The following is a 26,413-nucleotide window of genomic DNA, read 5'->3' as shown; positions in this document are numbered from 1 at the left end:
ACTGACGTGCGCCTGATTATCACTTTGCTGATGGCCTGGTGCCTCAGTACGGGGGCGTACGCCGCGAACGCCCCTGACAGTAAACAAATCTCACAGGAACTCGAGCAGGCGAAGGCGGCAAAGCCTGCCCAGCCAGAAACCGTTGAGGCGCTCGAGGCTGCGCTGAACGCGCTTGAGGAGCGTAAAGCCTCCCTTGAGCGCGCCGCGCAGTACCAGCAGGTCATCGATAACTTCCCCAAACTTTCACAAACCTTGCGCGCGCAGCTGAACGATATTCGTGAAGAGCCGCGCCAGGTGCCTGCGGGCATGACCTCTGACACCCTGAATCAGGAGATCCTGCAGGTCAGCAGCCAGTTACTGGAAAAAACCCGCCAGGCGCAGCAGGAGCAGGAGCGCGCCCGCGATATTGCGGACTCCCTGAACCAGCTGCCTCAGCAGCAAACCGATGCCCGCCGTCAGCTCAATGAGGTAGAACGCCGGGCCGGAGCGCAAACCGGCGCTAACGCCCTCAGCCAGGCTCAAAATCTCGGCCTACAGGCGGAATCTGCCAGGTTAAAAGCCAGGGTAGATGAACTGGAGCTGGCGCAGCTTTCGGCCAACAATCGCCAGGAGCTGGCGCGTATGCGCTCTGAGCTGGCGAAAAAACAGGGCGAGCAGCTGGATGCTTATCTCCAGGCGCTGCGCAATCAACTCAACAGCCAGCGCCAGCGCGAAGCCGAGCGGGCGCTGGAAAGCACTGAACTGCTGGCGGAAAACAGCGAGAACCTGCCCGCCGGTATCGTCGAGCAGTTTAAGGTCAACCGTGAGCTTTCTGCCGCGCTCAACCAGCAGGCGCAGCGCATGGATCTGGTGGCTTCCCAGCAACGCCAGGCCACCAATCAAACGCTACAGGTACGTCAGGCGCTGAATACGCTGCGCGAGCAGTCGCAGTGGCTTGGCTCATCGAACCTGCTTGGTGAAGCCCTGCGCGCCCAGGTTGCCCGTCTTCCTGAAATGCCAAAACCCCAGCAGCTCGATACCGAAATGGCGCAACTGCGTGTGCAGCGTCTGCGCTTTGAAGATCTGCTGAATAAGCAGCCGCAGCTGCGCCAGATCCACCAGCCGGACGGCAAGCCGCTCACCGCCGAGCAAAACCGCATTCTGGAAGCCCAGCTACGCACCCAGCGCGAGCTGTTGAACTCCCTGTTACAGGGGGGCGATACGCTGCTGCTCGAGCTGACCAAACTGAAAGTCTCAAATAGCCAGCTGGAAGATGCGTTAAAAGAGGTCAACGAGGCCACTCACCGCTATCTGTTCTGGACCTCGGACGTACGCCCGATCACCTTCTCCTGGCCGCTTGATATTGTTCAGGATCTGCGGCGGTTGATTTCGCTGGATACCTTCAGCCAGCTTGGTAAAGCCAGCGTGATGATGCTCACCAGCAAGGAGACGATTTTCCCGCTGCTTGGCGCATTAATTCTGGTTGGATTCAGTATTTACTCCCGCCGTCACTTCACCCGCTTCCTCGACCGCTCCAGCGCGCGCGTCGGTAAGGTGACCCAGGACCATTTCTGGCTCACGCTGCGTACGGTCTTCTGGTCGATCCTGGTGGCCTCGCCGTTGCCGGTACTGTGGATGACCCTGGGTTATGGCCTGCGTGAGGCCTGGCCTTACCCGCTGGCGGTGGCGATTGGCTTTGGAGTAACGGCCACCGTGCCGCTGCTGTGGGTCGTGATGATCTGCGCCACCTTCGCCCGGCCGAATGGCCTGTTTGTCGCCCACTTTGGCTGGCCGCGTCACCGCGTGGCGCGGGCGATGCGCTACTATCTGATGAGCATCGGGCTGATTGTGCCGCTGATCATGGCGCTGATCATGTTTGATAATCTGAACGACAGGGAGTTTTCCGGCTCGTTCGGCCGCCTGTGTTTCATCCTGATTTGTGGTGCGCTGGCGGTGGTCACGCTGAGTCTGAAGAGAGCCGGGATCCCGCTCTATCTCGACAAAGAGGGCAGCGGCGATAACATGGTCAACCATATGCTGTGGAATTTGCTGCTCAGCGCCCCGCTGGCGGCGATTCTGGCGGCAGCCGTCGGCTATCTGGCCACTGCCCAGGCGCTACTGGCGCGTCTTGAAACCTCGGTAGCAATCTGGTTCCTGCTGCTGGTGGTCTACCACGTTATTCGCCGCTGGATGCTGATTCAGCGTCGTCGTCTGGCCTTCGACCGGGCGAAAAACCGTCGTGCCGAAATTCTCGCCCAACGTGCGCGCGGCGAAGAAGAGCCAGCCCATATGCTCAGCACGGAAGGAACGGTGGAGGTCGATGAAACGGAGCTGGATCTGGATGCCATTAGTACCCAGTCCCTGCGCCTGGTCCGTTCCATTCTGATGCTGATCGCGCTGCTGTCCGTCATTGTGCTGTGGTCGGAAATCCATTCAGCGTTTGGCTTCCTGGAAAACATTACCCTCTGGGATGTTACCTCGACGGTTCAGGGCGTGGAAAGTCTGGAGCCGATTACGCTCGGGGCAGTGCTGATCGCCATTCTGGTGTTCATCATCACCACCCAGCTAATCCGAAACTTCCCGGCGCTGCTGGAGCTGGCCCTGTTGCAGCATCTGGATCTCACCCCGGGCACCGGATACGCCATTACCACCATCACCAAATACCTGCTGATGGTGTTTGGCGGGCTGGTGGGCTTCTCGATGATCGGCATCGAGTGGTCGAAGTTGCAGTGGCTGGTAGCCGCGCTCGGTGTCGGGCTTGGGTTTGGCTTGCAGGAGATCTTCGCCAACTTTATCTCAGGCCTGATTATCCTGTTTGAAAAGCCGATCCGTATTGGCGATACCGTGACGATCCGCGATCTGACCGGCAGCATTACGAAGATCAACACCCGCGCCACCACGATCAGCGACTGGGATCGCAAAGAGATTATCGTTCCTAACAAGGCGTTTATCACCGAGCAGTTTATCAACTGGTCGCTGTCGGACTCCGTGACGCGTGTGGTACTGACCGTACCGGCCCCGTCAGATGCCAACAGCGAAGAGGTGACGCAAATTCTCTATACCGCGGCCGAGCGCTGTTCGCTGGTGATCAGCACGCCGGAACCGGAAGTGTTCCTGGTGGATTTACAACAGGGGATCCAGATTTTCGAGCTGCGTATCTATGCGGCCGAAATGGGTCATCGCATGCCGCTGCGTCATGAGATCCACCAGCTGATTCTGGCGGGCTTCCGTGAACACGGTATCGACATGCCATTCCCACCGTTCCAGATGCGACTGGAAACCCTGGATGGACATAAGACGGGAAGAACATTAACGTCAGCGGCGAAGACACGCCCGGCGGGAAGTTTGTAAAAATAAAAGCCAGCCGCATCAGTGGCTGGCTTTTTTGCCTGCGATTTTACCCAAGACAAAACTGGTACCTGAAAACAAATCGCCATAACCAGATGCCTGCGATAAGTATTGTTATAAGGTACAGAAATCCGTGATGGGCTTTTTTTATCAAAAAAGCATAAAGCGCAGGTAAAAAAATCGGGAACGTAATGAGCATTCCGAAACCGCGGATATCATCATTCTCGACATACGCCATCAGGTCACAGATGTTTTTGATGTTCTCTTCTCCAATCCACCATTCCTTATCCTGTGTTGAGAAGATAACAGTGACGATAATCGATAAGCACAGCCAGATGATCCCAAGCGTAAATATTTTATAGCTCACTTAAATACCTTCTAAGATGGCCATGATCGCGCTTTTTTTCGCAATTATGCGTCTCACCGTATACTCGTGAAGACTGACCCACGGGATGGTGAATGGAAGCAATGCGATTACCCGCACTTCTTTGGGTATCTCTGTTACATCGTGAACCTGCCAGAATGATTTTTCATCTGCCAGATTATCGGTTCGGATACCCGGATTGGCATAAGAGGTTAAATCGCGTAAATAAAATTCACCCCCCTACTCCCCGCACACTTTCAGGCAGTAGGGGAATAGCGAACTCAGTCAGCCACCCAAATCGGTGATGGCGCTACGCGACGACGGTAATTCTCATAAATCCCCATCGCCATCAGCGAGAAGAAGATCGGGCCGCCGACCATCCACAGCGCGCTGTTCCAGTCGTTGGCCTCAATAACCGGCTGGATCACGGTGAAAATATTTGCAAAGGCTACCACCAGCACGACGACGGTCGTTGCCAGCAGCGTGGCGGCGCGGGTTTTGAAAATCACGAACGGACGTTCGAGATCCTGCTTCGCCTTAAAGAACGGGAACGCCAGAGTCAGGAAAAGATAGGGCAGCGTCATTGATACGTTCGCCATCAGGGTCAGCTTGTTATAAAACGCAGAAGCAGTATCCCCTCCGAACGACACCAGAAGAATAAACACACAGACCAGCAGACACTGCATCCACATGGCATTCGCAGGCATGCCTGCCGTGTTGAGTTGCGTCATGCGGGTCGGCCACAGCGCTTTTGGTGTTCCCTGGATAATCGCTTTTAGCGGCGAATAGATCAGCGTGAAGAAAGCACCGGTATAGGCGAGGAACATTGACAGGCCGGTGATACGCGCAAACCAGACGCCCATCGTCGTGGCCGCATCCGGCGTCAGCTGCATTGCCTGCCCGAGCGTCATCCCCAGGCTTTTCATCAGCACGTAAGTAATATTGCCAAGGTTAGTGGTGTCGTTGCTTAATACCTGCTGCCAGTTGGTGCTCACCCCCCAGAGGAAAATCGCCAGCGAGTAGCCGACAGAGATAACCATCGCCGCGAAGATGATCCCTTTGGCAAAGTTCTTTTCCGGGTTTTCGGTTTTATCGACCAGGCCGCCCACGGCTTCAATACCGCCGTAGGCAAAGATCGCAAACACCACAAAGGAGAGCATCGCGAGGCCGGACTGATAGCTCGGGTTAGGTGACGAAACGAAATTCACCTCCTGCGCAAAATGGCCGCCGTTGAGGCACAAAATCGCGATGCTCACCAACAGCAGGACCAGGTTCAGACACATGACTGAAATACCGCCCACGGCGGTTATGCGTGCGATTTTGTTGATGCCTTTCGATGCCACCAGCGTTACCAGCATCATCCAGCAGACCGCGAGAATCCCGACGACCTGCGTGGAGCTAAGTCCAGCCAAAGACCAGACCTGCGTTTTATCTGCTCCAAAGAGAAACGTCGAGAAGGGTACCCACACCTTGGCGGCCGTACTGACCATCCAGACCACGTAGGAAGAGAACCACATAAACGTGCCGATAAACGCGTAGCGCGGCTCGATACTGTTGTTCATCCACGAGTAAATCCCGCCCTCTTCCTTGCGATAAGCGGACCCCATCTCCGCCATCATTAGCGCAAACGGAATAAAGAAGAACAGAGCAGAGACGATATAAAACGGCGTCGCGCTGTAGCCCATCAGGTAAAACGCCGAGGGGCTATTGGCAAAACCAAACACTGACGTAAAGATCATCAGGATGAGACCGGTCAGGGTCATCTTTTTCATTGAGTGGGACATAGAACCATCCAAAGCGAAAATAAACTGCGCGGATGGTAGCAGATGACCAGATGAACAGTGTGGCTATTCAGGGCAAATTAGGAAAATAGCCTGCGTTACGCGGCACTGGAAGTTATTGATGTTACTAATAATTAATGAGGAATTTATTGCCCGGGAGGGAAGCATACCGGGCAGAGATGCGTACCGCCCGGTATTTTATTACGCGCGATCGACCGTAAATGCAATCACGTCGCCAAGCTGCTCTGCGCCAAGCGCCAGCATCACCAGACGATCAACCCCCAGCGCCACGCCGGAGCAGTCCGGCAAGCCGGCTTTTAACGCGCCCAACAGATTGTGATCGATAGGCTGCTGCGGCAGGCCGCGCGCGGCACGCTTGCGATTATCCTGGTCAAAACGCTGCTGCTGTTCACGGGCGTCGGTCAGTTCATGAAAACCATTCGCCAGTTCAATACCTTTAAAGTACACCTCGAAACGCTCCGCCACGCGGTGATCTTCGGTGCTGATCTGCGCCAGTGACGCCTGGCTTGCCGGGAAGTGATAGACAAAGGTCGGACGATCTTTGCCAATCTGCGGCTCAACGCCAAAGGTAAAGAGCAGCTGCAGCAGCGTGTCGCGATCTTCTTCAGTATCGGCAACGTTGCTGAGATCCAGTTTTGCCGCCACTTCGCGCAGCTGGGTTTTATCCGCAGAGAGCGGATCAATTTCCAGATGGCGCTGGAAAGCCTGCTGATAAGAGAGGGTCTCGGCTTCCGGGCACTCCAGCACCTGCTGCAGGAGGTCGTCCACCTCGTTCATCAGGCGGTACATATCATAATGCGGCCGGTACCACTCCAGCATGGTGAATTCCGGGTTGTGATGACGCCCCATCTCTTCATTACGGAAACTGCGGCACAGCTGATATACCGGGCCACATCCCGCCGCCAGCAGGCGCTTCATGTGGTATTCCGGGCTGGTCATCAGGTAGAGATTCATCCCCTGGGAGTGACCAGGGCCAACGAAACGGGTCTCAAACGGCACCAGGTGAATATCCGTTACCGTCGCCTGGCTCATGCAGGGCGTTTCCACCTCCAGCACACCGCGGTCGGCAAAGAAGCGGCGGATCTCCGACATAATTGCTGCGCGTTTTAAAAGATTGGGGATGGATGCGCTCGGCTGCCAGGTGGCCGTTTCGCTCATGAGAAGTTCTCCGATTTCAGACAAGGGGACGAAGTCTACTCGTAACCTATGGCAGAGACAAATTTTGCACAGTCAATTTTGTGGTTTTCATAACTTCCAATAATTTCGTGACGTGATTCATCAATTACAGTGATAAATCGCGGGAAAGAACCGCAAAAAAATCGAACACGTCAAATTTCCCTTTCTTTCCTAAGGCTATACTGCGTTACCCATAAAGGAGCAGTGGAATCGCTTTCGCATTCGCCTTACCGGGCCGTGCACTACCTCAGGGTAGCGGAGATGCGAAATATCAAAAATCTGGAGGAATGTCGTGCATACCTTTCAAGCCGATCTTGCCATTATAGGCGCAGGCGGAGCGGGATTACGCGCAGCAATTGCTGCAGCCCAGGCTAACCCAAACGCTAAAATTGCCCTGATTTCAAAAGTCTACCCGATGCGCAGCCATACGGTCGCCGCGGAGGGAGGATCCGCCGCCGTCGCGCAGGATCATGACAGCTTTGAGTATCACTTCCACGACACCGTTGCCGGTGGCGACTGGCTGTGCGAACAGGATGTCGTTGATTATTTCGTTCATCATTGCCCAACGGAAATGACCCAGCTGGAGCAGTGGGGTTGCCCCTGGAGCCGTCGTGAAGATGGCAGCGTCAATGTGCGTCGCTTCGGCGGCATGAAGATTGAACGTACCTGGTTTGCCGCCGATAAGACCGGCTTCCATATGCTCCACACCCTGTTCCAGACCTCGCTGCAGTTCCCACAGATCCAACGCTTCGACGAACATTTCGTCCTCGACATTCTGGTCGATGACGGCCAGGCCCGCGGCCTGGTGGCGATGAACATGATGGAAGGCACGCTGGTTCAGATCCGCGCCAATGCGGTGGTGATGGCCACCGGCGGTGCCGGACGCGTCTATCGCTACAACACCAACGGCGGCATCGTGACGGGCGACGGAATGGGCATGGCGTTACAGCATGGTATTCCACTGCGCGACATGGAGTTCGTCCAGTATCACCCAACCGGCCTGCCCGGCTCCGGCATTCTGATGACTGAAGGCTGCCGCGGCGAAGGCGGTATTCTGGTCAATAAAGATGGCTATCGCTATCTGCAGGATTACGGCATGGGTCCCGAAACCCCGCTGGGTGAGCCGAAAAACAAATACATGGAACTCGGTCCGCGCGACAAAGTGTCGCAAGCGTTCTGGCACGAGTGGCGTAAAGGCAACACCATCCCAACCCCACGCGGCGATGTGGTCTATCTCGACCTGCGCCACCTGGGTGAGCAGAAGCTGCTGGAACGTCTGCCCTTCATTTGCGAACTGTCGAAAGCGTATGTGGGCGTCGATCCTGTCAAAGATCCGATTCCGGTACGCCCAACCGCGCACTACACCATGGGCGGTATCGAAACCGATCAGCAGTGTGAAACCCGTATTAAAGGGCTGTTTGCAGTGGGCGAATGTTCGTCCGTCGGCCTGCATGGCGCTAACCGTCTGGGTTCAAACTCACTGGCAGAACTGGTGGTGTTTGGCCGTCTTGCTGGTGAACAAGCCGTGGCACGCGCTGCGACGGCTGGCACCGCTAACAGTGCCGCGCTTGATGCGCAGGTGGCCGATGTGGAGCAGCGCCTGAAAAAGCTGGTTAATCAGGAAGGCACTGAAAACTGGGCGAAGATCCGCGACGAAATGGGTCTGTCCATGGAAGAAGGTTGCGGCATTTACCGTACACCGGAGCTGATGCAGAAGACCATCGACAAACTGGCCGAGCTGCAGGAGCGCTTCAAACGGGTACGCGTGACTGACACCTCCAGCGTCTTTAATACCGATCTGCTCTACACCATTGAGCTGGGTCATGGCCTGAATGTGGCCGAATGTATGGCGCACTCCGCCTTCGCACGTAAAGAGTCGCGCGGTGCGCACCAGCGCCTGGACGAAGGCTGCACGGAGCGTGACGACGTGAACTTCCTGAAGCATACCCTCGCTTATCGCGATGCAGACGGCTCTACCCGTCTGGACTACAGCGACGTGAAGATCACCACGCTGGCACCGGCGAAACGTGTGTACGGTGCAGAAGCGGAAGCAGCCGAGAAGAAGGAGACGACAAATGGCTGAGATGCAAACAATGAAAGTGGAAGTGGTGCGCTACAACCCGGAAGTAGACAGCGCGCCGCACAGCACTTTCTATGACGTGCCTTACGATGAGCAGACCTCCCTGCTGGATGCGCTTGGCTACATTAAAGACAACCTGGCGCCGGACCTGAGCTACCGCTGGTCCTGCCGTATGGCGATCTGCGGCTCCTGCGGCATGATGGTCAACAAGGTGCCCAAACTGGCCTGTAAGACCTTCCTGCGTGAATACCCGAAAGGGATGAAGGTCGAAGCGCTGGCTAACTTCCCGATTGAGCGCGATCTGGTGGTCGACATGACCCACTTTATCGAGAGCCTGGAAGCCATCAAGCCGTACATTATTGGCAATCCGCGCACGCCGGAACAGGGACCGAACAAGCAAACCCCGGCGCAGATGGCTAAATATCATCAGTTCTCCGGCTGCATTAACTGCGGTCTCTGTTATGCCGCCTGCCCGCAGTTTGGTCTGAATCCAGAGTTTATTGGCCCAGCCGCGATTACCCTGGCGCATCGCTACAACGAAGATAGCCGCGATCACGGTAAGAAAGAACGTATGGCGCAGCTGAACAGCCAGAACGGTGTCTGGACCTGTACCTTCGTTGGCTACTGCTCGGAAGTGTGTCCGAAGCATGTCGACCCGGCCGCCGCGATCCAGCAGGGCAAAGTGGAAAGTTCGAAAGACTTTCTTATCGCTACCCTGAAACCACGCTAAGGAGTGCATGATGACGACTAAACGCAAAGCCTATGTCCGGCCGATGCCGTCCACCTGGTGGAAAAATCTGCCGTTTTATCGCTTCTATATGCTGCGTGAAGGCACGGCGGTGCCGGCGGTGTGGTTCAGCATCGAACTGCTGTACGGTCTGTTTGCCCTTAAGCACGGGCCTGAAACCTGGGCCGGTTTTGTTGGATTCCTGCAGAACCCTATTGTGGTGATCCTGAATATCATCGTGCTGGCGGCAGCGCTGTTGCATACCAAAACCTGGTTTGAGCTGGCGCCGAAAGCGGCAAATATTATCGTCAAAAACGAAAAGCTGGGGCCAGAGCCGATCATCAAAGGACTCTGGGCGGTGACTGCGGTCGTGACCGTGGTTGTTCTTGGCGTAGCCCTGTTCTGGTAAGGAGACCTCTGTGATTAATCCAACTCCAAAACGTTCTGATGAGCCAGTCTTCTGGGGACTCTTCGGGGCAGGTGGTATGTGGTGCGCCATTATCGCGCCGGTCATTATTCTGCTGGTGGGCATTATGCTGCCGCTGGGGCTTTACCCCGGCGATGCGCTGGGCTACGAGCGGGTGTTGGCTTTTGCCCATAGCCTTATTGGCCGGGTGTTCATTTTCCTGATGATCGTGCTGCCGCTGTGGTGTGGCCTGCACCGCATTCATCACGCCATGCACGACCTGAAGATCCACGTCCCTAACGGGAAATGGGTGTTCTACGGACTGGCCGCCATTCTCAGCGTGGTCACGCTGGTTGCCGTTGTGTTTATGTGATCTTCCTCCGCTCTCCCACCTGTTGGTGGGAGAGCAAAATTCCTGACAGGTTCTACACTTATGAAAAATCCTGTAAGGAAACGCCTATGCGCATCCTGCCCGTCATCGCCGCCATTGCCGCTGCATTTCTGGTTGTTTCCTGTAGTACGCCTGCCCCGCCTCAGGGCGTGACTGTCGTCCGGCCCTTTAACGCCCAGCAGTTTATGGGTTCCTGGTATGAAATTGCCCGTTTTGACCATCGCTATGAGCGTGCCTTACAACAGGTAACGGCTCACTACAGCCTGATGAGCGACGGCGGAATCCAGGTCATCAACCGTGGCTATAATCCTGACCGCGGCATGTGGCAAAAAATGACGGGGAAAGCCTACTTTACCGGCGCGTCTGATACCGCCGCGCTGAAAGCCTCTTTCATCGGTCCTTTTTATGGCGGGTATAACGTGATTGCGCTGGATAAAAATTATCAGCATGCGCTAGTGTGCGGGGCCGATCGTGACTACCTGTGGGTTCTTTCCCGCACACCAACGATTCCAGATGAGATGAAACAGAGATTGCTGGACTCTGCCAGCCGTCAGGGATTTGATATCAGCCAGTTGGTCTGGGTTGAGCAGACCCATTAGTGAGTGCTGAGCTTCAGCCCAATAATCCCGGCGACGATCAATGCGAGGCTGGCAATACGCGCCAGGCTCGCAGACTCACCCAGCAGTAAAATCCCGGTAATGGCCGCGCCTACCGCACCAATCCCCGTCCACACTGCATAAGCCGTCCCTACGGGCAGCGAACGCATGGCCCAGGAGAGCAGCACAATGCTCACGATCATCGCAGAAACGGTAATAATGCTGGGCGTGAGACGCGTGAACCCGTGGGTATATTTCAGGCCAATGGCCCAAACCACTTCGAGTAAACCGGCGATAAAAAGAATAATCCAGGACATAAAGGCTCCTTAACTTAAATAACAGTCTGGGGCCGTCCCCGATGAGAGAAGCGCTTACAGGTCGTCCTGTAAGGCAGGTGAACAACTTATTGTGAAGAGCATGCATTCATTTTTCAACGTCTTTGTTTCTGGCCATAGTTAACCATTTGAATGCAAGAAATAGACGTAATTAGCTGCGAAATTCCCCCATTTATAACTCATCCGACTTCTTTACTATGAGTGACTTCCTCGATGCAGGAAGCGACTTCACTTTGCCGATTGCGAAAACCAAATGTTCAAAATTCTTTTGATTGACCGGTGTCATTACACCCGCATGGGCCTGGAAATGTGGATCAATCATTCAGGGCTGTTCCCCTCCCCCGTTCTGGTAACGGGCCTTAACAATCTCTTTCTGGCCAGAGAGCATATTCTGCAATGGAAACCGACGCTGGTAATTGCAGATTTGCAGGGGTTTACGTCAGACATACAACATATCCAGCAGCTCTCTTCTCTGATGAGCGCCAGTGAAACCGTGCCTTTTGTTTTACTGCAATCAGAGGAACAACCTGAAACGTCGGCCTTTATGAATACCTTTCCCTTGTGGGCATCATTAGCCAAAACGATCCCGCTGGCGATACTGGCGCAGACAATTAATGAGGCATTAGCCTCACAAGAAATCAGTGAACCTGGACCTGTCGCAACGCCATTACTGACGCGCCAGGAAGAGAAAGTGTTAACGCTATGGATGGACGGCGCCAGCAACCAGAAGATTGCCAGTAAACTGAGTATTCACGGGAAAACGGTTTACACCTACAAGCGCAATATTCGAATGAAATTGCACATGGATACACGGTACTCGCCGTTTCTGTCACTACCCTGAGGGGGAAACTGAGGGTACGGCGACGTATTCAGCACCGTACCGCCCAAGATTACTGTTGTGCTTTAGTTGCCGCACCAGAAATCGCGCTACCGCCAGAGGAGATATCCTCACCGACGCCGCGAGTGGTATTACAGGCCGTCAGTACAGACGAAAGCACCAGAACCGAAAAGATCGCTACAAATGTTTTCTTAAGCATAATGTCTTCCTTTTTTAGCCAAAGTTATTGTGTACAGCTACATAAGCATAGCCAGGATCCCGGCGAGTGATGGAAAAGGAAGAATTTTTAGGAAAAGAAGAAAAATCAGGAGGCGGCGTGCGAAATGGCATGGCCGAGGCTTTTAATGTCTTCCCCGAAGCCACGAGCCGTATTGCAGCCGGTGAGCAGTGAGCCAGCAAGGATTATCAGCAGGAAAATTTTGATTGTGCGCTGCATCGTCCATGAATCCTTTTTCGGTCAAAAAGGCGCAGCAAAAAACTGCGCCTTTCATCCCGAAGTGAATTACTTCACGCGAGATACGTATTCACCAGAGCGGGTATCCACTTTGATGATTTCGCCAGTCTGCACGAACAGTGGAACTTTAACCACGGCACCGGTAGACAGCTTGGCTGGCTTACCGCCAGTACCTGCGGTATCGCCTTTCAGACCTGGGTCTGTTTCAACGATTTCCAGCTCAACGAAGTTTGGTGGGGTCACAGCGATAGGCTGGCCGTTCCACAGGGTCACGATGCACTCTGCCTGATCCAGCAGCCATTTAGCGCTGTCACCTACCGCTTTCTCGTCAGCAGACAGCTGCTCGAAAGTGGAGTTGTTCATAAAGTGATAGAATTCACCATCGTTGTAGAGGTAGGTCAGGTTCATATCAACCACGTCTGCGCCTTCAGCAGAGTCGGTGGATTTGAAGGTTTTCTCTACACGGGTACCGGTCAGCAGGCGGCGCAGCTTAACGCGTGCGAATGCCTGACCTTTACCTGGTTTAACGAATTCGCTGGCTTCAACCGCGTACGGTTCGCCGTCCATCATGATTTTAAGACCGGCACGAAAATCGTTGCTATAGTAAGTCGCCATAAGGCCCTCTGAAATTGTTAACTGGTAGCTAAGCCACAAAATGGCGCATATTGTAACCCTAAATACCCCGTCCAGAGAAGATTGGTTATCGCAACTTGCCGATGTAATCACCCGTCCTGATGAACTGCTTCATCTGTTGGATCTGGATAATGATGAAAAACTTCTCGCCGGACGTGAAGCGAAACGTCTTTTCCCCCTGCGCGTTCCACGTGCTTTCGTGGCTCGCATGGAGAAAGGAAATCCCGATGATCCGCTGTTAAAACAAGTGCTCACAGCCCAGGATGAGTTTATCTCCGCTCCGGGTTTTAGCACCGATCCCCTCGAAGAGCAGAACAGCGTGGTGCCCGGTTTACTGCATAAGTACCGTAATCGCGCCCTGCTGCTGGTTAAGGGCGGCTGTGCAGTAAACTGTCGCTATTGCTTCCGTCGTCACTTCCCGTACGCCGACAATCAGGGCAACAAGCGCAACTGGCAGGCCGCGCTCGACTACATTGCTTCTCATACTGAGCTGGATGAGATTATCTTCTCTGGCGGCGATCCGCTGATGGCGAAAGATCATGAGCTGGACTGGCTGATCACCCAGCTGGAAGCGATCCCGCATATCAAGCGGTTACGCATTCATAGCCGTTTACCGATTGTGATCCCGGCGCGTATTACTGAAGAACTCACGGCACGTCTTGCGCGGTCTTCGTTGCAAATCTTGCTGGTTAACCATATCAACCATGCTAACGAGATTGACGAGACATTCCGGGCGGCAATGGCCCGCTTACGCCAGGCCGGAGTAACACTGCTTAATCAGAGCGTTCTGCTGCGCGACGTGAACGATAATGCCCACACCCTCGCTAACCTGAGCAATGCCTTATTTGATGCGGGGGTGATGCCTTATTACATCCATGTGCTCGATAAGGTGCAGGGCGCCGCGCATTTCATGGTGAATGATGATGAAGCCCGCGCCATTATGCGTGAACTGCTGACCCTGGTATCAGGGTACATGGTGCCAAGGTTAGCCCGGGAAATTGGCGGTCAACCGAGTAAAACACCGCTTGATTTAGGGCTGAAACAAGAGAGTTAAGCAAGAAGAGAATGTTGAGCCTCTTTCCGATCGCGCAGAGAGAGGCACAGCATATCAATTCGGACACTTATAAACCTGGCCCTGCATTTCACTGGCAGTCGGCACAAAGCTTGATAACAGGCCTTGCGTCGGGCTGCTGACGCCATAAATCACATTCCCGCCCATCTCTGCCGCCTGGTTACGCAGACCATTCGCTGCACCACGCATTGAACCGCCCTCTTCGCCATGCTGCCCGGAAAGCCAGTTGCTTTGTTTGCCCGTAGCGGTGCCAATCAGCTGGCATTCGCTGCCCGGCTTATCTTCTACAAAGCGAACGCTATGCCCACCAGCAGACAGCTCATTACCGGAACTACACCCCGCCAGCAGCAGTGCTGCTCCTACAATCCCTGCACAAACGTTAACGCGCATATTATTCCTCGTTTTCAAAAAGTTGAGCACTCGCTGCCCGCGTCTAAACCTTATACTAAAAAGATGACCAAAAGAAAAACCCCCGGTCATTTCTGACCGGGGGTTTCTTCATTTCTGCGAGGTATACGCCCAAATCATTCTGGTTGCAGGAAGGCGGCAAGTTTGTGAATCCCCAGTAAGTAACTGGGGTTCGCGAACGTAGCCAACGCATCTACAGCCTGAAAGATGCAGGGCGTAGGGCAATTACATCATGCCGCCCATTCCACCCATGCCGCCCATACCGCCAGCAGCACCTAAATCAGGCGCGTCGCTTTTTGGCAGGTCGGTCACCATGCATTCGGTGGTGATCATCAGACCCGCAACAGAGGCCGCGTACTGCAGAGCAGAACGGGTCACTTTGGTTGGGTCCAGGATACCGAAGTCGATCATGTTGCCGTATTCTTCAGTCGCTGCGTTGTAACCGTAGTTACCTTCGCCCGCTTTCACCATGTTCGCTACAACAGACGGCTCTTCACCGGCGTTGGAAACGATCTGACGCAGTGGTGCTTCCATTGCGCGCAGCGCAACTTTAATACCCACGTTCTGGTCTTCGTTCTGAGCGGTCAGGCCAGCCAGTTTCGCTGCAACGCGAACCAGAGCAACACCACCACCAGCAACCACGCCTTCTTCTACCGCAGCACGGGTCGCGTGCAGGGCATCGTCAACGCGAGCTTTCTTCTCTTTCATTTCAACTTCGGTAGCTGCACCGACTTTGATTACCGCAACGCCGCCAGCCAGTTTCGCTACGCGTTCCTGCAGTTTTTCGCGATCGTAATCAGAGGTGGCTTCTTCGATCTGCTTACGGATCTGAGTCACACGGCCCTGGATGGCATCTTCTTCACCCACGCCATCGATGATGGTGGTGGTGTCTTTGTTGATAACAACGCGTTTCGCCTGGCCCAGATCTTCCAGAGTGGCTTTTTCCAGCTCCATACCGATCTCTTCAGAGATCACGGTACCGCCAGTCAGAGTTGCGATATCCTGCAGCATGGCTTTACGACGATCGCCGAAGCCAGGTGCTTTAACCGCAGCCACTTTCACGATGCCACGCATGGTGTTAACCACCAAGGTTGCCAGCGCTTCGCCTTCAACGTCTTCAGCGATGATAACCAGCGGTTTGCCTGCTTTCGCAACGGCTTCCAGAACTGGCAGCATTTCGCGGATGTTGGAGATCTTCTTATCAGCCAGCAGGATGAACGGGCTTTCCAGTTCTACTGCGCCAGTTTCCGGCTTGTTGATGAAGTATGGGGACAGGTAGCCGCGGTCGAACTGCATACCTTCAACCACGTCCAGTTCGTCTTCCAGACCGGTACCGTCTTCAACGGTGATCACGCCTTCTTTACCGACTTTATCCATCGCTTCAGCGATCAGTTTACCTACGGTTTCGTCGGAGTTAGCGGAGATGGTACCAACCTGAGCAATAGCTTTAGAGTCAGAGCACGGTACGGACAGCGCTTTCAGCTCTTCAACAGCAGCAACGACAGCTTTGTCGATACCACGTTTCAGATCCATCGGGTTCATACCCGCAGCAACGGCTTTCAGGCCTTCAGTGATGATTGCCTGCGCCAGTACAGTTGCAGTGGTGGTGCCGTCGCCTGCAGCGTCGTTCGCTTTAGAGGCAACTTCTTTCACCATCTGAGCACCCATGTTTTCGAACTTGTCTTCCAGCTCGATTTCACGCGCAACGGACACACCGTCTTTGGTGATGGTCGGCGCGCCGAAGGATTTGTCCAGAACCACGTTACGGCCTTTTGGACCCAGAGTTACTTTAACTGCATCTGCCAGTACGTTTACGCCGCGCAGCATTTTCACACGAGCGTCGTTACCGAATTTTACGTCTTTAGCTGCCATTTTAATCTTTCCCTTAAATTCGTATGTTCAGTGTCGTTCGCGGATTACGCTTCAACAATTGCCAGAATGTCGCTTTCGGACATGATCAACACTTCTTCATTGTCGATCTTCTCGGACTTCACACCGTAGCCATCGTTGAAAATAACGATGTCACCAACTTTAACGTCCAGAGGCTGCACATTTCCGTTTTCCAGAATGCGACCCTTACCGACAGCGATGATTTCGCCACGAGTTGATTTCGCTGCTGCAGAACCGGTCAGAACGATGCCGCCAGCAGATTTAGTTTCAACTTCTTTACGTTTGACGATCACACGATCATGTAACGGACGAATACTCATTGATAGCTCTCCTTTGAGAAAGTCATTATCAGTTATGGGTGACGCCGGGCCGTAAGCGGTTTTCCGGCTAGTGCCCAGAGAGATGGGGATGGGGTTTTACCCCTTCAAGGGGTAGTCGAAAAAAAATTTGCGAAAGTGTTACCATCGCCTCTCTTTTGATGGCGGCAGGACAACGGAATGAGTGGACTCAAACAGGAGCTGGGACTCGCACAGGGTGTAGGCTTACTTTCAACGTCGTTACTGGGTACGGGGGTGTTTGCCGTACCGGCGCTGGCTGCCCTGGTCGCAGGTGATAACAGTCTGTGGGCATGGCCGGTGTTAATCGTGCTGGTGTTTCCGGTGGCGATTGTCTTTGCCATTCTCGGGCGACACTTTCCCAGTGCCGGCGGGGTGGCGCATTTTGTCGGGATGGCGTTTGGCCCACGCCTGGAGCGCGTTACCGGCTGGTTGTTCCTCTCCGTGATCCCCGTAGGCTTACCGGCAGCCTTGCATATCGCGACAGGTTTTGGTCAGGCGCTGTTTGGCTGGCATGATGCGCAACTATTGCTGGCCGAATTGGGTACCCTGGCGATTGTCTGGTGGGTCGGTTCACGGGGCGCAAGCTCCAGCGCCAACCTCCAGACGCTGGTTGCGGTGCTGATTGTGGCGCTGATCGCCGCCATCTGGTGGGCCGGGGAAATTAACGTTAGTGCTATCCCCTTCCCTGCCGTGACTGATATCGACCATTCACAGCTTTTCGCCGCCCTTTCGGTAATGTTCTGGTGCTTTGTCGGCCTCGAAGCTTTCGCCCACTTAGCCTCGGAATTCAAACAGCCAGAACGCGATTTCCCACGGGCGTTGATGATTGGCTTGCTGCTGGCGGGCACGGTCTACTGGGCCTGTACGGTCCTGGTCCTTCATTTCACCGCTTATGGCGCCGATATGGCCGCGGCGGCCTCGCTGCCAGCCATTGTGGTGCAGTTGTTTGGTGTGAAGGCTTTGTGGATCGCCTGCGTCATTGGCTATCTCGCCTGCTTCGCCAGCCTGAATATCTACATCCAGAGTTTTGCCCGGCTGGTATGGTCCCAGGCGCTGTATAAGCCGGACAGCCGTTTGTCGCGTCTGTCGAAACGCCAGTTGCCGCTCAACGCGCTGAACGCCGTGCTGGGCTGCTGCGTGTTGAGCACGCTGGCGATCTACTGGCTGGACATCAACCTCGACGCGCTTATCGTCTATGCCAACGGCATATTCATCATGATCTATCTGCTGTGCATGCTGGCGGGCTGCCGCCTGCTGAAAGGCCGCTATAAGGCGCTGGCGGTGATCGGTGGGGTGCTGTGCTTACTGCTGCTGGCGATGGTGGGATGGAAGAGTCTGTACGCCATTGTGATGCTGGCGGGGCTGTGGTGGTTCTTGCCGAAGCGGAGTGCAGTGTAAGCGCCGGATGGCGCTTCGCTTACCTGGCCTACAAAACCGTAGGCCCATTGTACGCGCAGCGCCGCCGGGCAAAATATCTTAACGGTCGTCTTTATGATCCAGACGGTCGCGCTGGTCATCTTTGCGCTGGAATTCCCCGTCAAACGTCTCGCCGTTACCTGGGCCGGTGCTAAATCCGCCGCCCGGCATCCGGTTAAAACGCAGGTGCGGCATCAGCTTCAGCGTCAGCAACTTTTGCACTGGCGGGAAGAGCAGCAACAGGCCGAGGAAATCGGTGAAGAAGCCGGGAATAATCAGCAGGATACCGCCAATAATCAGCGACACGCTTTTGATCATCTCCGCTGCCGGGCTTTCGCCTGCGGCCATCTTCTGCTGCATTAACAGGAAATTTTTGAAACCCTGATTACGCACCAGCGACATACCAATGACCGACGTGAAAATCACCAGGATTAACGTCAGCAGGACGCCAAGCACATGGGCGACCTGAATAAAAATAGATATCTCTATGTAAACATAAAGGAAAATGGCAACTAACGGTATCCAGCGCAATGGCTTCTCCTGTGTGGCAGACGCCTTAAGGCCCCTGTCGGTATCAATTTGCGATTCGCGTCTGTCTGAAATGGAGGCGTTTAGTCAAAATTCAATCGGTTTGCACGGATATTTTTTTTGGAAATATTGAAGCGGTGACTCATTTCACATATTGATAAATATCATGTTACGGGGTCGATAATAAGTGATCCAGGTTACGGCATTTCGCTATCATCAGCATATCATTCCGGGTATCTGGTCGATTCAGGGGATAATCGTCGGTCAGAAAATAGACATAACCACAGATGTACTGTGTGTTTAGTACAATCAATCGGCAGCTTGAAAAGAAGGTTCACATGTTAAACAACATTCGTATCGAAGAAGATTTGTTGGGTACCAGGGAAGTTCCAGCGGATGCCTACTATGGTGTTCACACTCTGAGAGCGATTGAAAACTTCTACATCAGCAACAGCAAAATCAGCGACATCCCTGAGTTTGTGCGTGGCATGGTGATGGTGAAGAAAGCGGCAGCCATGGCGAACAAAGAGCTGCAAACCATTCCGAAAAACATTGCCAATACCATCATTGCCGCCTGCGATGAAGTGCTGAACAATGGCAAGTGCATGGATCAATTCCCGGTCGACGTCTATCAGGGCGGCGCGGGGACATCGGTGAACATGAACACCAACGAGGTACTGGCAAACATCGGTCTTGAGCTGATGGGCCACCAGAAAGGTGAGTACCAGTACCTGAACCCGAACGATCACGTCAATAAATGCCAGTCCACCAACGACGCCTACCCGACCGGTTTCCGTATCGCCGTTTACGCTTCCGTGGTGAAGCTGGTTGATGCCATTAACCAACTGGGTGAAGGTTTCCAGAATAAAGCCGTCGAATTCCAGGACATCCTGAAAATGGGCCGCACCCAGCTGCAGGACGCGGTGCCGATGACCCTCGGCCAGGAGTTCCACGCATTTAACGTGCTGCTGAATGAAGAGACCCGCAACCTGATGCGCACCTCTGAACTGCTGCTGGAAGTAAACCTTGGGGCCACGGCCATCGGTACACGACTGAATACCCCGGATGGCTATCAGCAGCTGGCAGTGCAGAAGCTGGCCGAAGTTTCCAACCTGGCGGTTGTGCCAGCGGAAGACCTGATCGAAGCCACCTCCGACTGCGGCGCTTACGTCATGGTGCACAGCGCCCTGAAACGTCTGGCGGTGAAGCTCTCCAAAATCTGTAACGACCTGCGCCTGCTCTCTTCAGGTCCGCGTGCAGGTCTGAACGAAATCAACCTGCCAGAACTGCAGGCAGGCTCGTCCATCATGCCAGCCAAAGTGAACCCGGTGGTGCCAGAGGTGGTTAACCAGGTGTGCTTCAAAGTCATCGGGAACGACATCACTGTCACCATGGCTTCGGAAGCGGGCCAGCTGCAACTGAACGTGATGGAGCCAGTGATTGGCCAGGCGATGTTTGAGTCGATTCACATTCTGACCAACGCCTGCTACAACCTGCTGGAGAAATGCATCAACGGCATCACGGCGAACAAAGCGGTGTGTGAAAGCTACGTCTATAACTCCATCGGTATCGTCACCTACCTCAACCCGTTCATCGGTCACCACAACGGCGACATCGTTGGTAAGATCTGTGCCGAAACCGGTAAGAGCGTACGAGAGGTCGTACTTGAGCGTGGCTTGCTGACAGAAGCTGAGCTGGATGATATCTTCTCCGCACAAAACTTAATGCACCCGGCCTATAAAGCAAAAAGATATACGGATGAAAGTGAACAATAACAGTTCAGGTTAATCTTCATGAAGGCACGTCACTTGACGTGCCTTTTTTGTTTTTAGGCTTTACCAAAACACAACAATTCAATATCAACTTGTTAATAAACAAGGTAGGCACTCATGTTTGGAGCAGAACTCGTCGTCGTCCTGTTGGCGATCTATTTAGGGGCAAGGCTCGGGGGAATCGGCATCGGTTTCGCCGGCGGTCTTGGCGTACTTGTCCTTACTCTCATTTTTCAAATTAAACCCGGCGCTATTCCGTTCGACGTTATTGAAATCATCATGGCGGTTATCGCCGCTATCGCCGCCATGCAGGTTGCCGGGGGGATGGACTACCTGGTGAGCCTGGCGGAGCGTATGCTGCGCCGCCACCCGAAATACATCACCTTCCTCGCCCCGCTGGTAACCTGGTTTATGACGATTCTGGCCGGTACTGGCCATACCGCGTTCTCCACCCTGCCGGTCATTACCGAAGTGGCGAAAGAGCAGGGCATCCGTCCTTCTCGTCCACTCTCCATTGCCGTTGTCGCGTCACAGATTGCTATCACCGCGTCTCCTATCTCTGCGGCGGTGGTGTTCTTTGCCGGGATCCTCGAGCCGCTGGGCGTAAGCTACCTGACGCTGCTGGCAATCTGTATTCCGGTCACCCTGATTGCGGTGATGATCACCGCGGTGTTCTGTAACTTCCTCGGTGCCGAGCTGAAAGACGATCCGGTCTATCAGGAGCGTCTGGCAAAAGGTGAAGTGAAGCTGCGCGGCAGCCAGGCCTTTGTCCTGAAGCCACACGCTAAACGCTCCGTGCTGCTGTTCCTGATCGGGATCATCGCGGTGATGTTCTACGCGACCGCCATCAGCGATACCGTGGGGCTGATTCAGAACCCGGTTCTGCCACGTAACGAAGCGATCGTGGTGTTCATGCTGACCATCGCCACGCTGATTAGCATCACCTGTAAAATCGACACCAGCGAAGTACTCAACGCCAGCACCTTCAAATCCGGTATGAGCGCCTGTGTGTGCGTACTGGGTGTGGCCTGGCTGGGTGATACCTTCGTGAAAGCCCATATCACCGATATCCAGACCGTTGCGGGCGATCTGCTGCATAACTACCCGTGGTTGCTGGCGGTGGTGCTGTTCTTTGCTGCGACCCTGCTCTACTCCCAGGCGGCGACCACTAAGGCGCTGATGCCTGCGGCGCTGATGCTGGGCGTCTCTCCGCTGACGGCGATTGCCTCTTTTGCGGCCGTTTCCGCGCTGTTTGTTCTGCCAACCTATCCGACGTTGCTGGCTGCGGTCGAGATGGATGACACCGGCTCTACCCGTATCGGTAAGTACGTGTTTAACCACGCCTTCCTGATCCCGGGCGTGATTGCCATTACCCTGTGTGTCGTGCTCGGCTTCATCATCGGCGGAATTGTGCTGTAAACCGCTTTCGGTTGTAAAAAGAGTTAAAGTCGGGCCGCTTAGCGGCCCGATTCATTAATGAGCAGCGGCCGGTCGTGATATAGTAATTTTTTTCGCGATACCGAGGTCGACTTGTGAATACGCCCGACACTGTTGTTGTTCTGTGTACCGCTCCCGATGAAGCTACCGCCCAGGATCTTGCCGCCAAAGTGCTGGCAGATAAGCTTGCAGCCTGCGTGACCATCCTCCCCGGCGCCACCTCCCTTTACTACTGGGAAGGCAAGCTGGAACAGGAGTACGAAGTGCAGATGCTCCTCAAATCCAGCGTGACCCATCAGCAAGCACTCCTCGACTGCCTCAAATCGCATCATCCTTACCAGACCCCGGAACTGCTGGTGCTGCCAGTGCTCCACGGTGATAACGACTATCTCTCATGGCTCAACGTTTCCTTACGCTGATCCTGCTGCTGTGCAGCACATCAGTTTTTGCCGGGTTATTTGACGCGCCCGGCCGCTCGAATTTCACGCCTGCCGACCAGGCTTTTGTCTTCGATTTTCAGCAAAACCAACATGACCTGAATCTCAACTGGCAGGTAAAAGAGGGTTACTACCTCTATCGCAAGCAGATCAGCATTACGCCTGCTCAGGCGCAGGTAGGTCCACTCCAGTTGCCCGCCGGAGTAGCGCACGAAGACGAATTTTACGGCAAAAGTGAAATCTACCGGGGCCAGCTGTCTGTGCCTGTCGCCGTCGCGCAGGCCGATAAAGGCGCTACGCTGACGGTAACTTATCAAGGCTGTGCCGATGCCGGTCTCTGCTACCCGCCCGAAACCAAAGTAATTCCCCTCAGTGAAGTGAAAGCAGCCGCCCAACCTGCTGTTGCCCCTCTTCCCTCAGAAGAGAGGACCGGGGCGAAGGACGAAAGCGGCGCTGAGCTGCCCTTCTCCGCGCTCTGGGCGCTGTTAATTGGCATCGGTATCGCCTTCACGCCATGCGTATTACCCATGTATCCGCTGATCTCAGGCATCGTTCTCGGCGGTAAACAGCGGCTCTCTACTGGCCGTGCGCTGCTGCTGGCGTTTATCTACGTTCAGGGGATGGCGCTCACCTATACCGCGCTCGGTCTGGTCGTCGCGGCAGCCGGACTACAGTTTCAGGCGGCGCTCCAGCACCCCTGGGTGCTGATCGGGCTGTCGGCGGTCTTTATTCTGCTGGCGCTGTCGATGTTTGGCCTGTTCAGCCTGCAACTGCCCTCCTCCCTGCAAACCCGTTTAACGCTGATGAGCAACCGCCAGCAGGGTGGATCTGTCGGCGGCGTATTTGCAATGGGAGCCATTGCCGGGCTGATCTGCTCGCCCTGCACTACCGCCCCGCTCAGCGCGATCCTGCTGTATATCGCCCAGAGCGGCAATATGTGGCTCGGCGGCGGCACGCTGTATCTCTATGCCCTCGGGATGGGTCTGCCGCTGATCCTGGTCACGGTGTTTGGCAACCGCCTGCTGCCGAAGAGCGGCCCGTGGATGGAGACGGTAAAAACCGCCTTTGGTTTTGTCATTCTGGCCCTGCCGGTGTTCCTGCTGGAGCGCGTGGTCGGTGACGTCTGGGGCCTGCGGCTGTGGGCCATGCTGGGCGTCGCCTTCTTTAGCTGGGCCTTTATCAGCAGCCTGAACGCCCGCAAGCCATGGATCCGCCTGGTGCAGATCCTGCTGCTGGCTGCCGCGCTGGTCAGCGTGCGTCCGTTGCAGGACTGGGCCTTTGGTGCGCCTACTGCGCAAAGCCAGGCGCACCTGAACTTCACGCCTGTCGACAATGTCGACGCATTACACCGCGCACTGGCACAGGCAGAGGGAAAACCGGTGATGCTCGACCTCTACGCCGACTGGTGCGTCGCCTGCAAAGAGTTTGAAAAATACACCTTTAGCGATCCACAGGTGCAAAATGCCCTGAAAGAGACCGTCCTGCTGCAGGCTAACGTCACGGCGAACAGCCCGCAGGATAAGGCCCTGCTGAAGGAGCTTAACGTGCTCGGCCTGCCGACTATCTTGTTTTTCAACGCACAAGGTGAAGAGCAGCCCGCACAGCGGGTAACGGGTTTTATGGATGCCGCCGCGTTCAGTGCGCATTTGCGCGATCGCCAACCGTAAACGACACTTCAAATGGGAAAGTACGAAAGTAAACGGAGGAGAAAACCGTGCAACGTGAAGATGTTCTGGGTGCAACCCTGCAATTACTTGAAATTCAAGGGATAGCCAGCACCTCGCTGGAAATGGTTGCCGAACGTATTAATTATCCTCTGGATGAACTACGTCGTTTCTGGCCCGATAAAGAGGCGCTACTGTACGATTCCCTGCGTTATCTCAGCCAGCAGGTGGATACCTGGCGCAGACAGTTGATGCTCAACACCGAGCTTTCGGCAGAGCAAAAATTACTGGCGCGCTACTCTGCGCTGACCGAATGCGTGCGTAACCATCGCTATCCGGGCTGCCTGTTTATTGCCGCCTGTACCTTTTACCCGGATCCGGGCCACCCGATCCACCAGCTTGCCGACCAGCAAAAACGCGCCTCGCATGACTTTACGCATGAACTGCTGACCACGCTGGAAGTGGACGATCCGGCGATGGTGGCAAAGCAGATGGATCTGATTATTGAAGGCTGCCTCAGCCGGATGCTGGTGAACCGCAGCCAGGCCGATGTCGATACCGCCCAGCGGCTGGCGGAAGATATTCTGCACTTTGCGCAATGTCGCAAAGGTGGAGCGCTGACTTAAGCCAGCATTCCCGCCCAGGCAGAGATGAACAGACACAGCGCCATCAGGCGCTGAAAACGCACCATCGCCGCAGCGGTCCGAAACACTTTGTTTACCGCCTGTCCCAGCCATGCCCAGCACAGCAGACAGGCCACGGAGATCAGCAGAAACCAGAGCGCCATCAGCGCGATATCCCGCAACGCCCCCTCTCCCGCAGGGGCAAACAGGCTGACCACCGCCAGCGCCATCATCCAGGTTTTAGGGTTAATGACCTGCAGTAACGCCGCCGCCCGCGCGGTGAAGCGGGTATGCGTGTCGCGGGAGACGTTTGCCGCTGGCGCACAAAACAGCTGCCAGCTCATCCAGCTTAACCACAGTACTCCGGCCCAGCTCATCACCTGACGCACCAGCGGATACTGATGCAGCATCTCACCCGCTCCGGCCCCGGAAATCAGCACAATGGCACTGGCTGCCACGCAGGCACTCAATAGCGCCGGCAGGGTTGCCCTCACCCCGAAATGCTGGCTGTTGGTCAGTACAAGGATATTGGTTGGCCCTGGCGTTATCGAGGCGACAAAAGCAAATAACAGAAACGGCATTAGATTCACAGGTGACTCCTTATTATAAGAGTCCTGACAGTGCCGCTATTTTCTGGAAACGTCTGGAAGGTTTGTGCACAACCGACGGTAGTGGGCAGGCGTGATACGGTAAGCCCGCTGGAACCAGCGGCCCAGATGGCTTTGATCGGCAAACCCCAGCGCCGCCGCCACATCGACGGGCTGATCCCCACGCGCCAGAAACTGCCGCGCTTTGGCCAGACGCAGTTGAATGAGCCAGGCATGCGGCGCCAGGTGGAACTCTCGCTTAAAGCAGCGGGTGAGCGTGAAGCGATCGGTGCCGGTCTCCCGGGCCAGATCGGACAGGCCGATATTGTCGCCCAGATGGGCATAGAGATAGTCCCGTGCACGATGCGCCACCGCTGCGCTCTGCAACTGTGACGGTAATTTTTTACGCCAGTGGCTATGGGACGTGAGCTGCGCCAGCAGATTATCCATCGTGCTCTGCTGCACGATCTTCATCTCGTCATTGTGCAGCGCCGCAAAGGTATTGCCGATGGTGTGCGCCAGCTGCGGCTCGCGGGTCAGGATTTGCGAGAAATGCAGAGAATAACTGCCGGGTGTGGCCTCATAAAGGCCATGCAGAGTGTTGAGGAGCCAGCGCTCGTCGAGGTAGAACGTCACATAGGTGAAACCGCCCGCGACGGGTGCGTCACCGTCATGGATCTCACCCGGCTCAAGCAGGAACGCATCACCCGGATGGCTAAGATAGCGCTTACGGCGGCAATGGAATTGCTGGGTGCCGCTGAGGGTGATCCCCACCAGATAGCTGTCGTGCCAGTGCGGATCGTAGGCGTGCCCTTCAAAGTGCGCCTTGATGGTTTCAATTCCTGTATCCGCATGCTGTCGCAGCTCAAGCCAGTCGCTCACTGTCGCGCCCCCTTTTTCGCTGTCAGCATTGCCCCGGTTCACCTTTATGTCTGGAAGATTTGTGCAAAATCGACGCGCAAACCGACAGATTGCCGCAAACTTAAGCAGTTGAACAGCTTTTCCAGAAATAAGGTTGACGCCCGTACGTGATTGCGGTTTAATGCGCCCCGTTGCCCGGATAGCTCAGTCGGTAGAGCAGGGGATTGAAAATCCCCGTGTCCTTGGTTCGA

At 55.0% G+C, this 26,413-nt stretch carries 28 protein-coding genes; 14 read left to right on the top strand and 14 right to left on the bottom strand.

Annotation, left to right across the window (positions count from 1 at the left end):
- Positions 1–6 precede the first annotated feature (6 nt).
- Positions 7–3,330 carry a miniconductance mechanosensitive channel MscM gene (mscM, locus tag ACF8PE_RS20535; protein WP_392495223.1) on the top strand — a complete coding sequence of 1,108 codons (3,324 nt, stop codon included), beginning with the start codon at positions 7–9 and terminating at the stop codon, positions 3,328–3,330.
- 46 nt (positions 3,331–3,376) lie between these two features.
- On the opposite strand, the gene ACF8PE_RS20530 is transcribed toward mscM, so the two are convergent.
- From ACF8PE_RS20530 to epmA, 3 genes are all read right to left on the bottom strand, one after another.
- Positions 3,377–3,694, bottom strand: coding sequence for a DUF2645 family protein (locus ACF8PE_RS20530; RefSeq protein WP_077226977.1), 318 nt, complete (start codon positions 3,692–3,694; stop codon positions 3,377–3,379).
- 278 nt (positions 3,695–3,972) lie between these two features.
- Positions 3,973–5,475, bottom strand: coding sequence for a glutamate/gamma-aminobutyrate family transporter YjeM (yjeM, locus tag ACF8PE_RS20525; protein ID WP_392495222.1), 1,503 nt, complete (start codon positions 5,473–5,475; stop codon positions 3,973–3,975).
- Positions 5,476–5,673: 198 nt separating this feature from the next.
- A complete protein-coding gene (gene epmA, locus ACF8PE_RS20520; protein WP_032616165.1) occupies positions 5,674–6,651 on the bottom strand; it encodes an elongation factor P--(R)-beta-lysine ligase in 978 nt (325 codons plus the stop codon).
- A 310-nt stretch (positions 6,652–6,961) separates the two neighbouring features.
- Between epmA and frdA the strand changes: the two genes are divergently transcribed.
- From frdA to blc, 5 genes are all read left to right on the top strand, one after another.
- The gene (gene frdA / locus ACF8PE_RS20515; RefSeq protein ID WP_032616164.1) at positions 6,962–8,752 is read left to right on the top strand and encodes a fumarate reductase (quinol) flavoprotein subunit; all 1,791 of its coding nucleotides are present in this window, start codon (positions 6,962–6,964) and stop codon (positions 8,750–8,752) included.
- Positions 8,745–9,479, top strand: coding sequence for a succinate dehydrogenase/fumarate reductase iron-sulfur subunit (locus ACF8PE_RS20510; protein WP_032616163.1), 735 nt, complete (start codon positions 8,745–8,747; stop codon positions 9,477–9,479). The genes frdA and ACF8PE_RS20510 overlap by 8 nt, the downstream gene beginning before the upstream one ends.
- A 10-nt stretch (positions 9,480–9,489) precedes the next feature.
- On the top strand, positions 9,490–9,885 hold the full coding sequence (frdC, locus tag ACF8PE_RS20505; RefSeq protein ID WP_032616162.1) for a fumarate reductase subunit FrdC: 396 nt from the start codon (positions 9,490–9,492) through the stop codon (positions 9,883–9,885).
- Between the two features lie 10 nt (positions 9,886–9,895).
- Positions 9,896–10,255 (top strand): fumarate reductase subunit FrdD, encoded by a 360-nt coding sequence (gene frdD, locus ACF8PE_RS20500; protein WP_032616161.1) that lies wholly within the window; start codon positions 9,896–9,898, stop codon positions 10,253–10,255.
- A gap of 86 nt (positions 10,256–10,341) precedes the next feature.
- Positions 10,342–10,872, top strand: coding sequence for an outer membrane lipoprotein Blc (blc, locus tag ACF8PE_RS20495; RefSeq protein ID WP_392495221.1), 531 nt, complete (start codon positions 10,342–10,344; stop codon positions 10,870–10,872).
- Here the strand turns inward: blc and sugE are convergent.
- Positions 10,869–11,186, bottom strand: a complete 318-nt coding sequence (gene sugE / locus ACF8PE_RS20490) for a quaternary ammonium compound efflux SMR transporter SugE (protein WP_032616159.1) — start codon at positions 11,184–11,186, stop codon at positions 10,869–10,871. The two genes, blc and sugE, sit on opposite strands and share 4 nt — an antisense overlap.
- A gap of 271 nt (positions 11,187–11,457) precedes the next feature.
- Here sugE and ACF8PE_RS20485 point away from each other — a divergent pair, with 271 nt between their 5' ends.
- Complete coding sequence (locus ACF8PE_RS20485) at positions 11,458–12,045, top strand: LuxR C-terminal-related transcriptional regulator (RefSeq protein WP_032616158.1); 588 nt, start codon at positions 11,458–11,460, stop codon at positions 12,043–12,045.
- A 49-nt stretch (positions 12,046–12,094) separates the two neighbouring features.
- Here ACF8PE_RS20485 and ecnB read toward each other — a convergent pair whose 3' ends face one another.
- The 3 genes from ecnB to efp all read right to left on the bottom strand — a co-directional run bounded on the left by ecnB (position 12,095) and on the right by efp (position 13,111).
- Positions 12,095–12,241: a lipoprotein toxin entericidin B gene (ecnB, locus tag ACF8PE_RS20480; RefSeq protein WP_032616157.1), complete on the bottom strand. Its 147-nt coding sequence runs from the start codon at positions 12,239–12,241 to the stop codon at positions 12,095–12,097.
- A 105-nt stretch (positions 12,242–12,346) separates the two neighbouring features.
- Positions 12,347–12,478 carry an entericidin A/B family lipoprotein gene (locus tag ACF8PE_RS20475; RefSeq protein ID WP_077226973.1) on the bottom strand — a complete coding sequence of 44 codons (132 nt, stop codon included), beginning with the start codon at positions 12,476–12,478 and terminating at the stop codon, positions 12,347–12,349.
- Positions 12,479–12,544: 66 nt separating this feature from the next.
- Positions 12,545–13,111: an elongation factor P gene (efp, locus tag ACF8PE_RS20470; protein WP_032616155.1), complete on the bottom strand. Its 567-nt coding sequence runs from the start codon at positions 13,109–13,111 to the stop codon at positions 12,545–12,547.
- Positions 13,112–13,151: 40 nt separating this feature from the next.
- On the opposite strand from efp, the gene epmB reads away from it, so the two are divergent.
- On the top strand, positions 13,152–14,183 hold the full coding sequence (gene epmB / locus ACF8PE_RS20465) for an EF-P beta-lysylation protein EpmB (protein WP_059308910.1): 1,032 nt from the start codon (positions 13,152–13,154) through the stop codon (positions 14,181–14,183).
- Positions 14,184–14,237: 54 nt separating this feature from the next.
- Here epmB and ACF8PE_RS20460 read toward each other — a convergent pair whose 3' ends face one another.
- The 3 genes from ACF8PE_RS20460 to ACF8PE_RS20450 all read right to left on the bottom strand — a co-directional run bounded on the left by ACF8PE_RS20460 (position 14,238) and on the right by ACF8PE_RS20450 (position 16,819).
- Positions 14,238–14,591 (bottom strand): DUF4156 domain-containing protein, encoded by a 354-nt coding sequence (locus tag ACF8PE_RS20460; RefSeq protein ID WP_032616153.1) that lies wholly within the window; start codon positions 14,589–14,591, stop codon positions 14,238–14,240.
- Positions 14,592–14,834: 243 nt separating this feature from the next.
- A complete protein-coding gene (gene groL / locus ACF8PE_RS20455) occupies positions 14,835–16,481 on the bottom strand; it encodes a chaperonin GroEL (RefSeq protein WP_032616152.1) in 1,647 nt (548 codons plus the stop codon).
- A 44-nt stretch (positions 16,482–16,525) separates the two neighbouring features.
- Positions 16,526–16,819 carry a co-chaperone GroES gene (locus tag ACF8PE_RS20450; RefSeq protein ID WP_032616151.1) on the bottom strand — a complete coding sequence of 98 codons (294 nt, stop codon included), beginning with the start codon at positions 16,817–16,819 and terminating at the stop codon, positions 16,526–16,528.
- A gap of 177 nt (positions 16,820–16,996) precedes the next feature.
- Here ACF8PE_RS20450 and yjeH point away from each other — a divergent pair, with 177 nt between their 5' ends.
- On the top strand, positions 16,997–18,235 hold the full coding sequence (yjeH, locus tag ACF8PE_RS20445) for an L-methionine/branched-chain amino acid transporter (RefSeq protein WP_032616150.1): 1,239 nt from the start codon (positions 16,997–16,999) through the stop codon (positions 18,233–18,235).
- A 78-nt stretch (positions 18,236–18,313) separates the two neighbouring features.
- On the opposite strand, the gene ACF8PE_RS20440 is transcribed toward yjeH, so the two are convergent.
- A complete protein-coding gene (locus tag ACF8PE_RS20440; protein WP_032616149.1) occupies positions 18,314–18,784 on the bottom strand; it encodes an FxsA family protein in 471 nt (156 codons plus the stop codon).
- A 335-nt stretch (positions 18,785–19,119) separates the two neighbouring features.
- On the opposite strand from ACF8PE_RS20440, the gene aspA reads away from it, so the two are divergent.
- The 5 genes from aspA (at position 19,120) to ACF8PE_RS20415 (ending at position 24,717) form a co-directional block, all read left to right on the top strand.
- Positions 19,120–20,556: an aspartate ammonia-lyase gene (aspA, locus tag ACF8PE_RS20435; protein WP_032616148.1), complete on the top strand. Its 1,437-nt coding sequence runs from the start codon at positions 19,120–19,122 to the stop codon at positions 20,554–20,556.
- Between the two features lie 114 nt (positions 20,557–20,670).
- On the top strand, positions 20,671–21,972 hold the full coding sequence (locus ACF8PE_RS20430) for an anaerobic C4-dicarboxylate transporter (protein WP_032616147.1): 1,302 nt from the start codon (positions 20,671–20,673) through the stop codon (positions 21,970–21,972).
- Between the two features lie 113 nt (positions 21,973–22,085).
- Positions 22,086–22,409: a divalent cation tolerance protein CutA gene (gene cutA, locus ACF8PE_RS20425; protein ID WP_392495220.1), complete on the top strand. Its 324-nt coding sequence runs from the start codon at positions 22,086–22,088 to the stop codon at positions 22,407–22,409.
- Positions 22,385–24,094 carry a protein-disulfide reductase DsbD gene (locus ACF8PE_RS20420; RefSeq protein ID WP_392495219.1) on the top strand — a complete coding sequence of 570 codons (1,710 nt, stop codon included), beginning with the start codon at positions 22,385–22,387 and terminating at the stop codon, positions 24,092–24,094. The genes cutA and ACF8PE_RS20420 overlap by 25 nt, the downstream gene beginning before the upstream one ends.
- A gap of 47 nt (positions 24,095–24,141) precedes the next feature.
- Positions 24,142–24,717 (top strand): transcriptional regulator, encoded by a 576-nt coding sequence (locus ACF8PE_RS20415; protein WP_032616144.1) that lies wholly within the window; start codon positions 24,142–24,144, stop codon positions 24,715–24,717.
- Here the strand turns inward: ACF8PE_RS20415 and ACF8PE_RS20410 are convergent.
- The 3 genes from ACF8PE_RS20410 to ACF8PE_RS20400 form a co-directional block, all read right to left on the bottom strand.
- Entirely contained in the window at positions 24,714–25,304 is a 591-nt protein-coding gene (locus tag ACF8PE_RS20410) for a LysE family translocator (RefSeq protein ID WP_032616143.1), read from the bottom strand. The two genes, ACF8PE_RS20415 and ACF8PE_RS20410, sit on opposite strands and share 4 nt — an antisense overlap.
- Positions 25,305–25,340: 36 nt before the next feature.
- Positions 25,341–26,183, bottom strand: coding sequence for an AraC family transcriptional regulator (locus ACF8PE_RS20405; RefSeq protein ID WP_338534247.1), 843 nt, complete (start codon positions 26,181–26,183; stop codon positions 25,341–25,343).
- A 44-nt stretch (positions 26,184–26,227) separates the two neighbouring features.
- On the bottom strand, positions 26,228–26,413 hold a 186-nt coding region (locus tag ACF8PE_RS20400; RefSeq protein WP_392495218.1), incomplete at its 5' end, for a hypothetical protein.

Source organism: Leclercia sp. GLN_9, from assembly GCF_043105735.1.
GTDB lineage: Bacteria > Pseudomonadota > Gammaproteobacteria > Enterobacterales > Enterobacteriaceae > Enterobacter > Enterobacter adecarboxylatus.
Note: the sequence above shows the minus strand (reverse complement) of the source record. Positions and strands in the feature narration are given on the sequence as shown.